Origin of the sequence: Stenotrophomonas sp. BIGb0135 (genome assembly GCF_024810105.1) — a bacterium.
GTDB lineage: Bacteria > Pseudomonadota > Gammaproteobacteria > Xanthomonadales > Xanthomonadaceae > Stenotrophomonas > Stenotrophomonas maltophilia_AB.
This window is the reverse complement of sequence record NZ_JANUDX010000010.1, coordinates 141227-152800: the sequence shown is the minus strand read 5'-3', so window position 1 is coordinate 152800 and position 11574 is coordinate 141227. Positions and strand designations below refer to the sequence as shown.

Sequence of the window (11574 nt, the reverse complement as noted above, 5' to 3'; positions counted from 1 at the left end):
CATTTGAATAAAGCCCACGCAACCCATCTGGCGGCACAGCCCCCTTCAGTAAAGGGGGCGCGGCGACAGCCGCGGGGAATGGGACGCTGGTGGCCCGGGGCCCAAGGTTTGCGCTGCAAACCTTGGGGCTTTTTTCGTCACGACGAAAAAAGCGGCGGAGCCGGCCGATAAGCCGGGTTTTGTCGTGGACAGTCATTCCTCTAGGCGCTACGTCACCGCAGCGCTCAAGCAACCTACCCGGACCCGACGCGGGCCACGCCATTAGGTCCCTATTTGGTCTTGCTCCAGGTGGGGTTTGCCGTGCCGGTCTGTTGCCAGACTCGCGGTGCGCTCTTACCGCACCATTTCACCCTTACCGGCTTCCCGAAGGAAACGTAGGCGGTATCTTTCTGTTGCACTTTCCGTCGGCTTGCGCCGCCCAGGCGTTACCTGGCACCTTGCCCTATGGAGCCCGGACTTTCCTCGGCATCCGCAAGGGATGACGCGACTGTCTGGCCGACTCCGCCGCGCGCATTTTCGCACATCCGCCCGGTCACAGGGGCGACGGATGCGAGAGCGCATCCGCCACCAGCCCGGGCGACGCATGCCCGACCGCCAGCCGCGTCTCGCCGATGCAGGCACCGTCCGGGCCGAAGCGACGCTCATGGATGAAGCCCTGTCCGCCCGCATCCAGCGCGATGACCGTGCTGGCGCGGGTGCCGTACTCGGGGCTGCGGATGAAGGCCGCACTCAGCCAGCGCTCGCGCTCCAGGCCGATGCCGGTGTCGGGCAGGGTGCTGTCGTCGGCCCGGGTTTCATCGGCCAGGGCCCGCCACAGACCGCTCAGGTCGTCTTCGCCATGATCGGTCCAGGCCCGCAGTGCCGCGTTCAGCCGCAACGTTTTCGGCCAGGGCGCATCCAGCGGCCCGTTGGACATGCCATGGATGCCGGGCGCCAGCGCCTGCCTGCCCAGCGGGTGGTTGCCAAGGAACTGGCAACTTTCCTGGTCGGCCAGCAGCAGGTTGAATGGCGCGAAGGTGGTGGCGCGGGAGGCCAGCTCGTCGGCGAAGGCCACGGCGGACGCGCCCGCCCGCAGGTAATCGGCCACCAGCGCCCCGCGTGAGGGGCCGGTCTGGCGCGCGAGCGGATCGCGGACATTGGTGACCACGGCCATCCGGCCACCCGCGGCAACCCCGGCCCAGGTGCCGCCCGAACGCAGGTCACGTCCGGCCAGCAGCCCGCTGTCCGGCGCTGGCCAGGCCGCCAGCGGCGCGGTGGGGCGGCCGTGGAACTCGTCACGGTTGCCCGCCATGACCAGTTGCCAGCGGGGATGGGTTTTCCAGGCGAGGGCGAGCAGGCACATGGCGTCATTGTGCCGGGGTTTGCGCAAGACCGAGTCAATGGCGACGGGGCTCGGGATGAATGCGCGCCTATGTTTCACGCCCTCTACACGCGCCTGAACTTCGCCCCAATCTCAAAAAATGAGACGAAACAGCAACTTGTGGATAAGCCTTGAACAAGTCTCTAAACATTGCTGCAAGCCCTTGATGTCCAAGGCGATTTCCCGCTCGCAAAGTTGTTGACAACCCAATCGGCACTGCTAAGGTGGGCAACAGAGGCAAAACCGGGTTTTTTGTGGTTTTTCGTGGTTCAATGTTTCATCCAGGCGAAGGAAAGGTGCACGCGTCGTGTTTCAGGGCGAGACGGCCATCACGGTTGACGACAAAGGACGCATGGCGGTTCCCACCGCGCATCGCGACCTTGTCGCACGTGTGAGCAACAACCGCCTGGTCCTGACCTACAACCCGTTCGAGTCCGGCTGCCTCTGGCTGTATGCCGAACAGGAGTGGGAGCGGGTCCGCGACGACGTCATGGCCAAACCCAACACACAGCGCGTCGTGCGTCTGCTGCAACAGAAGCTGGTCGGTTCGGCCGCGCATCTGGAGCTGGACGGCAACGGCCGCATCAGTATTCCTGCCAGCCACCGCGGTGCCGTTGGCATTGAAAAGAAGGCGGTTCTGCTCGGCATGGGCGACAAATTCGAATTGTGGAGCGAGCAGGCACATCGCGCATTGATCCAGCAGACGTTGTCTGACGGGGATCTGGGCGATGGGTTGCTCGACCTGAAGTTGTGAGCCGGGGTGCCCGGATGCGCGGAGCAGCGCAGACCGGTCACCTTCCGGTGTCGCAGTCGCCGGCAGGGCATCTGCCGGTGCTGTACACGCAGGTCCTGGATGGCCTGAAGGTGATCGAAAACGGTACGTATCTCGATGGCACGTTTGGTCGTGGCGGTCACGCCCGCGGCGTGCTCGAGCAACTCGGTCCTGGAGGCCGGCTGCTGGTCATGGACAAGGATCCCGAAGCGATTGCGGTGGCCGAGCGCGATTTCGCGCCGGACCCGCGCGTGTCGATCTTCCGTGGCAGCTTCGCCGACCTGCTGCACTGGGACGCCACCGCCGACGGCCTGGACGGGGTGCTGTTCGACCTCGGCGTTTCTTCGCCGCAGCTGGACGTGGCCGAGCGTGGTTTCAGCTTCGGCAAGGACGGCCCGCTGGACATGCGCATGGACCCGGACAGCGGCGAAAGCGCGGCGCAGTGGCTCAACCGTGCCGAAGAGCGTGAGATCGCCGACGTGCTGTGGACCTACGGCGAAGAACGCCAGAGCCGGCGCATTGCCCGCGCCCTGGTGGCGCGCCGCGAGAAGCAGCCGTTCACCCGTACCGCCGAGCTGGCCGATGCGATCGCCGCGGTGATGCCGCGTGGCAAGGACAAGATCAACCCGGCCACGCGCAGCTTCCAGGCCATCCGCATCCACATCAACCGCGAACTGGCCGACCTCGAAGCCGGCCTGGACGCGGCGATGGCGCGCCTGAAGCCGGGCGGCCGGCTGGCGGTGATCAGCTTCCACTCGCTGGAAGACCGCATCGTCAAGCAGTTCATGAACCGCCACGCCAAGGCCCCGCCGAGCAATCGCCGGTTGCCCGAGGCGCAGCCGTTCGTGCCGAGCCTGGACCTGCACGGCGGCGCCATCAAGGCCGAAGACGACGAGTTGGCGGTCAACCCGCGCTCGCGCAGCGCCGTGCTGCGCGTGGCCGAAAAGCGCGAGGTGGCCGGGTGAGTCGCCTGCTGCTCATCGTGCTGCTGGCCTGCACCGTCGCCTCGGCGATCGGGGTGGTGTTCATGCGCCACCGCCACCGCCAGACCTTCATCGAGTTGTCCAGGGTCGAGCGTGCGCGCGATGAGCTCAACATCGAATTCGGCCGCCTGCAGCTGGAGCAGGCGACCCTGGCCGAGGCGACCCGGGTCGACCGCGTCGCCCGCGAGAAGCTCGGCATGAAGTTCCCCGAAGCGGCGGACGTGGTGGTGGTACGGCCATGAACAAGTCCGGCCGCAACCGCGCACGCAACAGCTTCAACCTGCGCCAGCGCCTGAAGTGGGTGGGCCTGGCGCTTGGGCTGTGCTCGGTGTCGCTGGTTGGCCGCGCGGCCTACGTGCAGATCATCAACAGCGATTTCTACCAGCGCCAGGGCGAAGCGCGCTACCTGCGCGAGCTGCCGATCAACACATCGCGCGGCATGATCACCGATCGCAACGGCGAGCCGGTGGCGGTGTCCACCCCGGTCGCCTCGATCTGGGTCAACCCGCAGGAACTGCTGCGCGCCCCGGACCGCATCCCCGAGCTGGCCACCGCGCTGGGCATGCCGCTGGACGAGCTGACCTCCAAGCTGGCGCAGAAGTCGGACAAGGAATTCATGTACCTGCGTCGCCGGATCAATCCGGACGAGGCGAAAAAGGTGGTGGCGCTGAAGATTCCGGGCGTGGCCTCGCAGCGCGAGTTCCGCCGCTTCTACCCGCAGGGTGAGGCGATGGCGCACGTGCTGGGCTTCACCAACATCGACGACCGCGGCCAGGAAGGGCTGGAGCTGGCCTTCGACGAATGGCTGCGCGGCAAGGCCGGCGCCAAGCGGGTGATCCGCAACCGCAAGGGCGACACCGTCGAGAGCGACCTGCTGCGCGCCGCCGAGCCGGGCAAGGACCTCACCCTCAGCATCGACCGCCGCATCCAGTTCCTGGCCTTCAAGGAGCTGCGCAACGCGCTGATCGCCAACAAGGCCGCCGGCGGCTCGATGGTGATCATGGACGTGGCCACCGGCGAAGTGCTGGCCATGGTCAACCTGCCCACCTACAACCCCAATTCGGTCGGCGGCGCCGCCCCGGACACCCGCCGCAACCGCGCGGTGACCGACCTGGTCGAGCCCGGCTCGACCATGAAGCCGTTGACCATCGCCTCGGCGCTGCAGTCCGGGGTGGTCACCAAGGACACCACGGTGGACACCAACCCGGGCTACATGGCCGTGGGCCGGTTCACCATCAAGGACGTGCCGCGCAACAACGGCGTGCTCAACGTCACCGGTGTGATCACCCGCAGCTCCAACATCGGCGCGGCCAAGATCGCGGCCAAGATGCCGGACCAGGTCTTCTACGACCACGTCCACAGCTTCGGGTATGGCGTGTCCCCGCACAGCGGTTTCCCCGGCGAATCAGCCGGCGTGCTGCCGCGGCCGGCGCGCTGGAGTGGCTCGTCCAAGACCACCATGTCCTACGGCTACGGCCTGAATGTCACCCCGCTGCAGATCGCCACGGCCTACTCGGCGCTGGGCAACGGCGGCAAGCTGATTGCGCCGACCTTCGTCAAGGGCCAGCGCAGCGAAGGCAAGCAGATCATCGACGAGAAGATCGCCAGGGAAGTGGTGGCGATGATGGAAACCGTGGTCACCCAGGGCGGCGCCAAGCAGGCGGCGGTGCTGGGCTACCACGTGGCCGGCAAGACCGGTACCGCGCGCAAGGCCGGCCCGGGCGGGTACGAGCGCGGCCATTACAACGCGCTGTTCGCCGGCGTGGTGCCCGCCACCAATCCGCGCTTTGCCACGGTCATCGTGATCAACGACCCGCAGGCCGGCAAGTACTACGGCGGCCTGGTGTCCGCGCCGGTGTTCCACAACGTGATGGAAGGCGCGCTGCGCCTGATGGACGTGCCGCCGGATGACATCGAGTCGTGGCTGGCCGCCCAGCAGTCCGGAAAGATGGGCCATGCCGCCTCGGTGCTGCCGATGCCGCCCCCGGAAACGGTGATCGCCCCGGATGCCGCCGCCGAATTCGATGCCGCGCTGCCCAGCGCGCACGCCCCGGTGCCGCCCGCGCAGGGAGGCACCCAGCAATGAGCCAGACGATGTTGCTTTCGCAGTTGATTCCCGACGTGGCGCTGGGCCATGACCCGTCCATCACCGGCCTGGTGCTGGACAGCCGGGCCGTGCGCCCGGGCAACGCCTTCGTGGCGATCGCCGGCTTCGGCGCGCATGGCCTGGGCTTCGTCGACCAGGCGCGCGCCAACGGCGCCGCGGCGATCCTGTTCGAGCCGCCGGCACCGATCGAACTGCCCGCACCGGCCGACGCCATCGCGGTCCCGGGCCTGCGCGCGCGCATGGGTGCGATGGCCGACCAGTTCCATGGCCAGCCGTCGCGTGCGCTGACGATGGTCGGCGTGACCGGTACCAACGGCAAGACCTCCACCGTGCAGCTGCTGGCCCAGGCCTGGCACCTGCTCGGCACCGCCAGTGGAAGTATCGGCACGTTGGGCGTGGGGCTTTATGGCCACGTGATCCCGACCGGCTTCACCACCCCGCTCGTGCTGCAGATGCATGAGGTGCTCGCGCAGCTGCGCGATGACGGCGCGCAGGCGGTGGCGATGGAAGTCAGCTCGCACGCGCTCGACCAGGGCCGCGTGGATGCCGTGCACTACGACGTGGCCGTGTTCACCAACCTCACCCGTGACCACCTCGACTACCACGGCGACATGGTCCAGTACGGCGCGGCCAAGGCCCGGCTGTTCCATCGCGAGGGCCTCAAGGCCGCCGTGGTGAACCTGGACGACAGCTTCGGCAGTGAACTGCTGCGCACCGTCGATGCCGGCGTCCAGCAGATCGGGCTGAGCTCGCGCGGCGCGCAGCAGGCCACGCTGCGCGCCGATTCGCTGAAGCTGGATGGCCGCGGCATCGCCTTCGACCTGGTGGTCGATGGCGCCCGCCATCCGGTGCAGTCGCCGCTGCTGGGCCGCTTCAACGTGGACAACCTGCTGGCCGTGGCCGGTGCATTGTTCGCACTCGGCCACCGCCCGGCGGCGATTGCCGCGCTGCTCTCGCAGCTGCAGCCGATCGCCGGGCGCATGAACCGCCTCGGTGGCGAGCGTGGCCTGCCGACCGTGGTGATCGACTACGCGCATACGCCCGACGCGCTGGAACAGGCGCTTGGCAGCCTGCACGACCACCTGGCCGGGCGCCTGGTGTGCGTGTTCGGCTGCGGCGGCGAGCGCGACACCGGCAAGCGCCCGCAGATGGCCGCCATCGCCGAGAAGCTTGCCGACGTCGTCATCGTCACCGACGACAACCCGCGCGGCGAAGACGGCGATGCGATCGTCGCCGACATCGTCGCCGGGCTCAGCTCGCCCGCCGCCGCCACCGTGCAGCGCGACCGGGCCACCGCGATCGCCACCGCGATCGGCCTGGCCGGCGCCGGCGACATCGTGCTGATCGCCGGCAAGGGCCATGAGCCCTACCAGGAAGTGCACGGGGTGCAGCATGCCTTCGACGACACCGACGTGGCCGGCCGCGTGCTGGCATCGCGGCAGGGAGTGACGCAATGAAGCGCACCCCGCTGTCGCTGATCGCACATTGGGCCGGTGGCGAGATCCATGGCGATGACACCGCCATCGACGCCATCAGCAACGACACCCGCACCCTGGGCCCGGGCAGCCTGTACGTGGCGCTGCGCGGCGAACGCTTCGACGGCCACGACTTCGCCGCCGATGCGGTCGCGCGCGGTGCCTCGGCGATGCTGGTCGAGCGCCTGCTGGACGTGGCGCTGCCGCAGATCGTGGTCGCCGACGGCGAGTACGCGCTGGGGCGCATCGCCCATGGCATGCAGCGTGACCGCGCCACCGAGGTCTTCGCGATCACCGGCAGCAACGGCAAGACCAGCGTCAAAAGCCTGCTGCTGGCGATCCTGGAACAGGTCGCGCGCGAGCAGCACAAGGTGGTCTACGCCAACCCGGGCAACCGCAACAACGAGATCGGCCTGCCGCTGGCCGTGCTCGATGCGCCGGAGGATGCCGACTTCGCCATCTACGAGATGGGGGCCGGCAAGCCGGGTGACATCGCCTACCTCACCGACATCGTGCGCCCGCGCTACGCGCTGGTGAACAACATCGCGCCGGCGCACCTGGAGCGGATGGGCAGCCTGCAGGGCGTGGCCACCACCAAGGGCGCGATCTACGCCGCGCTGCCGGCCGACGGCGTGGCCGTGATCAATGCCGACGACGCCTTCGGGATCTGGTTCGAGCAGCACATCGTCGGCCAGCCCCCGCGCAGCCGCGTGCTGCGCTACGGCCTGGACCACAGTGCCGACGTCTCGGCGCTGGCGATCCGCCCGACCGCCACCGGCAGCCAGTTCCTGTTGACCAGCCCGCACGGGCAGGTCGAGATCGCCCTGGCCTTGCCGGGGCGGCACAACATCAGCAATGCCCTGGCCGCTGCCTCGCTGGCGCTGGCCGCGGGCATCGGCCTGGACCAGATCGCACTGGGCCTGGCCCGTGCCGAACCCGTGCCGGGCCGGCAGATCGCGCACCAGCTGCGCAACGGCGCGGTGCTGATCGATGACAGCTACAACGCCAATCCCGGCTCGTTGGCCGCCGCGATCGACGCGTTGGCCGGCGGCAAGGCCGAGGGCTGGCTGGTGCTGGGCGACATGCGCGAGCTCGGCCCGGATGGCGAGGCGCTGCATGCCCAGGCCGGGCGCCGCGCGCGCGAGGCCGGTCTCAAGCACCTGTACACGCTGGGCACGCTCAGTGCGGCCGCATCCACCGCCTTCGGCGAGGGCGGCCGGCACTTCCAGGACCACGACAGCCTGGCCGCGGCGCTGGCCGACGAACTGCATGCTGGCGTGCGCTGCCTGGTCAAGGGCTCGCGCGGCAGTGCCATGGACAAAATTGTGAAAGCGCTGCTGGCGCGAGGAGAGGAAAGCCCCAATGTTGCTTGAACTGGCCCGATGGTTGCAGCAGTTGGAGAGCCTGTTCGGGCTGTTCGGCTATCTGACTCTGCGCGGCATCCTGGCCGCGCTTACCGCGCTGTTCCTGTCGCTGTGGCTGGGCCCGGCGATGATCCGCAAGCTGGCGCAGTTCAAGGGTGGCCAGCCGATCCGCACCGACGGCCCGCAGACCCACTTCTCCAAGGCCGGCACGCCGACCATGGGCGGTTCGCTGATCCTGCTCACCATCACCCTGTCGGTGCTGCTGTGGGCCGACCTGCGCAACCGCTATGTGTGGGTGGTGCTGGCGGTGATGCTGTGCTTCGGCGCCATCGGCTGGTATGACGACTGGATCAAGATCGTGCGCCGCGACCCGAACGGGTTGAAGTCGCGCTGGAAGTACCTGCTGCAGTCGATCTTCGGCCTGGCCGCGGGTCTGTTCCTGTTCTACACCGCCGACGTGCCGGCCGCGCTGACGTTCTATATCCCGATGTTCAAGTCGGTGGCATTGCCGCTGGCCGGGATCAGCTTCGTGGCCATCGCCTACTTCTGGATCGTCGGCTTCTCCAACGCGGTCAACCTGACCGACGGCCTGGACGGCCTGGCGATCATGCCGACCGTGCTGGTGGCCTGCGCGCTGGGCGTGTTCGCCTACGCCTCGGGCAACGTGGTGTTCTCCAACTACCTGCAGATCCCGCAGATCCCGGGGGCCGGCGAGCTGGTCATCATCTGCGCGGCGATCGCCGGCGCGGGCCTGGGCTTCCTGTGGTTCAACACCTATCCGGCCATGGTCTTCATGGGCGACATCGGCGCGCTGGCGCTGGGCGCGGTGTTGGGCACCATCGCGGTGATCACCCGCCAGGAACTGGTGCTGGTGATCATGGGCGGCGTGTTCGTGATCGAAACGCTGTCGGTGATGATCCAGGTCGCCTCGTTCAAGCTGACCGGCAAGCGCGTGTTCCGGATGGCGCCGATCCACCACCACTTCGAACTGAAGGGCTGGCCCGAACCGCGCGTGATCGTGCGCTTCTGGATCATCTCGGTGGTGCTGGTGCTGATCGGCCTGGCCACGTTGAAGGTCCGCTGATGAACGACCTGTCGCGCCAGGCAACCCGCCTTGAAGCCATCGGAGGCCACTTCGACAAGTGGCTGCTGGGCGCGATCATCGCGCTCACCGGGCTGGGTGTGGTGATGGTCGCGTCGAGCTCGATCGCGCTGATGAGCAGCCCGTTCTATTACCTCAACCGCCACCTGATCTTCCTGGCGGTGGGCATCGTGCTGGCGATCATCGCCATGCGCACCGAGCTCAAGAGCATCGAACAGTACAACCAGGTGCTGCTGCTGGGCTGCTTCGCCCTGCTGGTGGTGGTGTTCGTGCCCGGCCTGGGCAGCAGCGTCAACGGCGCGCGTCGCTGGATCAACCTGGGCATCTCCAAGTTCCAGACCGTCGAAGCGGTCAAGGTGCTCTACATCGTGTGGCTGTCCAGCTACCTGGTGCGCTTCCGCGATGAGGTCAATGCCACCTGGCCGGCGATGCTCAAGCCACTCGGCGTGGCCGGCGCGCTGGTGGTGCTGCTGCTGCTGCAGCCGGACTTCGGCTCCTCCACCCTGCTGCTGGCGATCACCGCCGGCATGCTGGTGCTGGGCGGGGTGAACATGCCGCGCATGTCCATGCCGGTGGTGTTCGGGCTGGTGGCGATGAGCGCGCTGGCGATCATCGAACCGTACCGCATGCGCCGCATCACCTCCTTCCTCGACCCGTGGGCCGACCAGCAGGGCGACGGCTACCAGCTGTCCAACGCGCTGATGGCCGTCGGCCGCGGCGAATGGACCGGCGTGGGCCTGGGCAACTCGGTGCAGAAGCTCTACTACCTGCCCGAGGCGCACACCGACTTCATCTTCTCGGTCACCGCCGAGGAGCTGGGCTTCCTCGGTACCTGCCTGATCATTTCGCTGTACGCCCTGCTGGTCGGTCGCACCTTCTGGCTGGGCATGCGCTGCGTGGAGATGAAGCGCCACTTCTCCGGCTACATCGCCTTCGGCATCGGGCTGTGGATCAGCATGCAGAGCTTCGTCTCGATCGGGGTCAACCTCGGCATCCTGCCGACCAAGGGCCTGACCCTGCCGCTGATTTCCTCCGGTGGCTCCAGCGTGCTGATGACCTGCGTGGCGATGGGCCTGCTGCTGCGGGTGTCCTACGAACTGGATCGCGCCGAGCGCCGCCAGGCCGTGCGCATGGGCGCCGCCGAAGGCGACGAGCCGGTGGGCGGTGAACCGGGCAGGGCGCCGGGCGCATCCGCCGTGGCCGCTGCGATGCAGGACGCCGCGCATGACGCGGCACCGCGCGACAGTTCGCCACGCGGCACCAGCCGCATGCAGCAACGCATCGAACCGACGTTGGGGAGGATGGGATGAGCACCGCCTCCGCCCCGTCCTCCGCGCGCCCGGTGCTGATCATGGCCGGCGGCACCGGTGGCCACATCTTCCCCGGCCTGGCCGTGGCCCGGGTGCTGCGCGAGCGCGGCATCCCGGTGACCTGGCTGGGCAGTGACGGTGGCATGGAAACGCGCCTGGTGCCGCAGCACGACATCCACATCGACACGCTGGCCATCAGCGGCCTTCGCGGCAAGGGCAAGCTCGCCCTGTTGACCGCGCCGGGGCGCCTGCTGCGCGCGGTGCGCGCGGCCGGCTTCCTGATCCGCGACCGCCAGCCCCGCGCGGTGATCGCCTTCGGCGGGTTCGCCTCCGGCCCCGGCGGCCTGGCCGCGCGCCTGCACGGCCTGCCGCTGCTGGTGCACGAACAGAACCGCGCGCCCGGCCTGACCAATCGCATCCTGTCGCGCTTCGCACGGCGCGTGCTGACCGGCTTCCCGGGCAGCTTCGCCCAGCGCGAGGAAGCGGTGGGCAACCCGGTGCGTGCGGAGATCGCCGCGATCACCCCGCCCGAACTGCGCCTGGCCAACCGCCAGGGGCCGTTGCGGCTGCTGGTACTTGGTGGCAGCCAGGGCGCGCGCGCCTTGAACACCGCCGTGCCGCAGGCGCTGGCAGCGCTGGGCGCCGGCAGCGCGTTCGACGTGCGCCACCAGAGCGGCGAAAAACTGCATGCCGAAGCGTTGAAGGCCTACCAGGATGCCGGCGTGGCCGCGCGCGTGGATGCCTTCATCGCCGACATGGCCGAGGCGTTCGCCTGGGCCGACCTGGTGGTGTGCCGCTCCGGCGCCTCGACCCTGGCCGAGCTGTGCGCGGTCGGGATCGGCAGCGTGCTGGTGCCGTTCGCCGCCGCCGTCGATGACCACCAGACCCGCAACGCGGAGTACCTGGTCGAACGGGGCGCGGCGGTATTGCTGAAGCAGGATGAAACGCTGGCCACGCACCTGCAGGGCGTGCTGCGCGAATTGTCCGAAAATTCCGCCCGTCGCATGCAGATGGCCAACGCCGCGCGTGCCCTGGCCAAAGTCGATGCCGCCGAGCGCATCGCCGACATCATCCTCGAGGAATCCAAATGAAGACCGCTAC

General features: G+C 68.4%; 10 protein-coding genes and 1 other RNA gene. 9 read left to right on the top strand and 2 right to left on the bottom strand.

Features of this window, described 5'->3' with window-relative positions; all coding sequences use genetic code 11:
- Positions 1 to 152: 152 nt before the first annotated feature.
- Positions 153 to 503, bottom strand: an RNA gene (gene rnpB / locus M2421_RS17815) — RNase P RNA component class A.
- Between the two features lie 29 nt (positions 504 to 532).
- A complete protein-coding gene (locus tag M2421_RS17810; protein ID WP_259209260.1) occupies positions 533 to 1342 on the bottom strand; it encodes an NRDE family protein in 810 nt (269 codons plus the stop codon).
- Between the two features lie 325 nt (positions 1343 to 1667).
- Between M2421_RS17810 and mraZ the strand changes: the two genes are divergently transcribed.
- The 9 genes from mraZ to murG are packed head-to-tail and all read left to right on the top strand — an operon-like array spanning position 1668 to position 11564.
- Complete coding sequence (gene mraZ / locus M2421_RS17805; RefSeq protein ID WP_259209259.1) at positions 1668 to 2114, top strand: division/cell wall cluster transcriptional repressor MraZ; 447 nt, start codon at positions 1668 to 1670, stop codon at positions 2112 to 2114.
- Between the two features lie 14 nt (positions 2115 to 2128).
- Positions 2129 to 3097, top strand: coding sequence for a 16S rRNA (cytosine(1402)-N(4))-methyltransferase RsmH (gene rsmH, locus M2421_RS17800; RefSeq protein ID WP_259209257.1), 969 nt, complete (start codon positions 2129 to 2131; stop codon positions 3095 to 3097).
- A complete protein-coding gene (ftsL, locus tag M2421_RS17795; protein WP_259209254.1) occupies positions 3094 to 3357 on the top strand; it encodes a cell division protein FtsL in 264 nt (87 codons plus the stop codon). The genes rsmH and ftsL overlap by 4 nt, the downstream gene beginning before the upstream one ends.
- Complete coding sequence (locus tag M2421_RS17790; protein WP_259209252.1) at positions 3354 to 5201, top strand: penicillin-binding transpeptidase domain-containing protein; 1848 nt, start codon at positions 3354 to 3356, stop codon at positions 5199 to 5201. Before ftsL ends, M2421_RS17790 begins: the two co-directional genes overlap by 4 nt.
- A complete protein-coding gene (locus tag M2421_RS17785) occupies positions 5198 to 6679 on the top strand; it encodes a UDP-N-acetylmuramoyl-L-alanyl-D-glutamate--2,6-diaminopimelate ligase (RefSeq protein ID WP_259209250.1) in 1482 nt (493 codons plus the stop codon). The genes M2421_RS17790 and M2421_RS17785 overlap by 4 nt, the downstream gene beginning before the upstream one ends.
- Positions 6676 to 8070, top strand: a complete 1395-nt coding sequence (gene murF / locus M2421_RS17780; protein WP_259209248.1) for a UDP-N-acetylmuramoyl-tripeptide--D-alanyl-D-alanine ligase — start codon at positions 6676 to 6678, stop codon at positions 8068 to 8070. The genes M2421_RS17785 and murF overlap by 4 nt, the downstream gene beginning before the upstream one ends.
- Positions 8060 to 9145, top strand: coding sequence for a phospho-N-acetylmuramoyl-pentapeptide-transferase (mraY, locus tag M2421_RS17775; RefSeq protein WP_068849228.1), 1086 nt, complete (start codon positions 8060 to 8062; stop codon positions 9143 to 9145). Before murF ends, mraY begins: the two co-directional genes overlap by 11 nt.
- Positions 9145 to 10473 (top strand): putative lipid II flippase FtsW, encoded by a 1329-nt coding sequence (gene ftsW, locus M2421_RS17770; protein WP_259209238.1) that lies wholly within the window; start codon positions 9145 to 9147, stop codon positions 10471 to 10473. Before mraY ends, ftsW begins: the two co-directional genes overlap by 1 nt.
- A complete protein-coding gene (gene murG / locus M2421_RS17765; RefSeq protein WP_259209237.1) occupies positions 10470 to 11564 on the top strand; it encodes an undecaprenyldiphospho-muramoylpentapeptide beta-N-acetylglucosaminyltransferase in 1095 nt (364 codons plus the stop codon). The genes ftsW and murG overlap by 4 nt, the downstream gene beginning before the upstream one ends.
- The last annotated feature ends 10 nt before the right edge of the window (positions 11565 to 11574 follow it).

Coding starts and splice junctions, on each gene's coding strand:
- M2421_RS17785 (WP_259209250.1), top strand. CDS start 5,198: ATGAGCCAGACGATGTTGCTTTCGCAGTTGATTCCCGACGTGGCGCTG.
- rsmH (WP_259209257.1), top strand. CDS start 2,129: ATGCGCGGAGCAGCGCAGACCGGTCACCTTCCGGTGTCGCAGTCGCCG.
- mraY (WP_068849228.1), top strand. CDS start 8,060: ATGTTGCTTGAACTGGCCCGATGGTTGCAGCAGTTGGAGAGCCTGTTC.
- M2421_RS17790 (WP_259209252.1), top strand. CDS start 3,354: ATGAACAAGTCCGGCCGCAACCGCGCACGCAACAGCTTCAACCTGCGC.
- M2421_RS17810 (WP_259209260.1), bottom strand. CDS start 1,342: ATGTGCCTGCTCGCCCTCGCCTGGAAAACCCATCCCCGCTGGCAACTG.
- ftsW (WP_259209238.1), top strand. CDS start 9,145: ATGAACGACCTGTCGCGCCAGGCAACCCGCCTTGAAGCCATCGGAGGC.
- murF (WP_259209248.1), top strand. CDS start 6,676: ATGAAGCGCACCCCGCTGTCGCTGATCGCACATTGGGCCGGTGGCGAG.
- murG (WP_259209237.1), top strand. CDS start 10,470: ATGAGCACCGCCTCCGCCCCGTCCTCCGCGCGCCCGGTGCTGATCATG.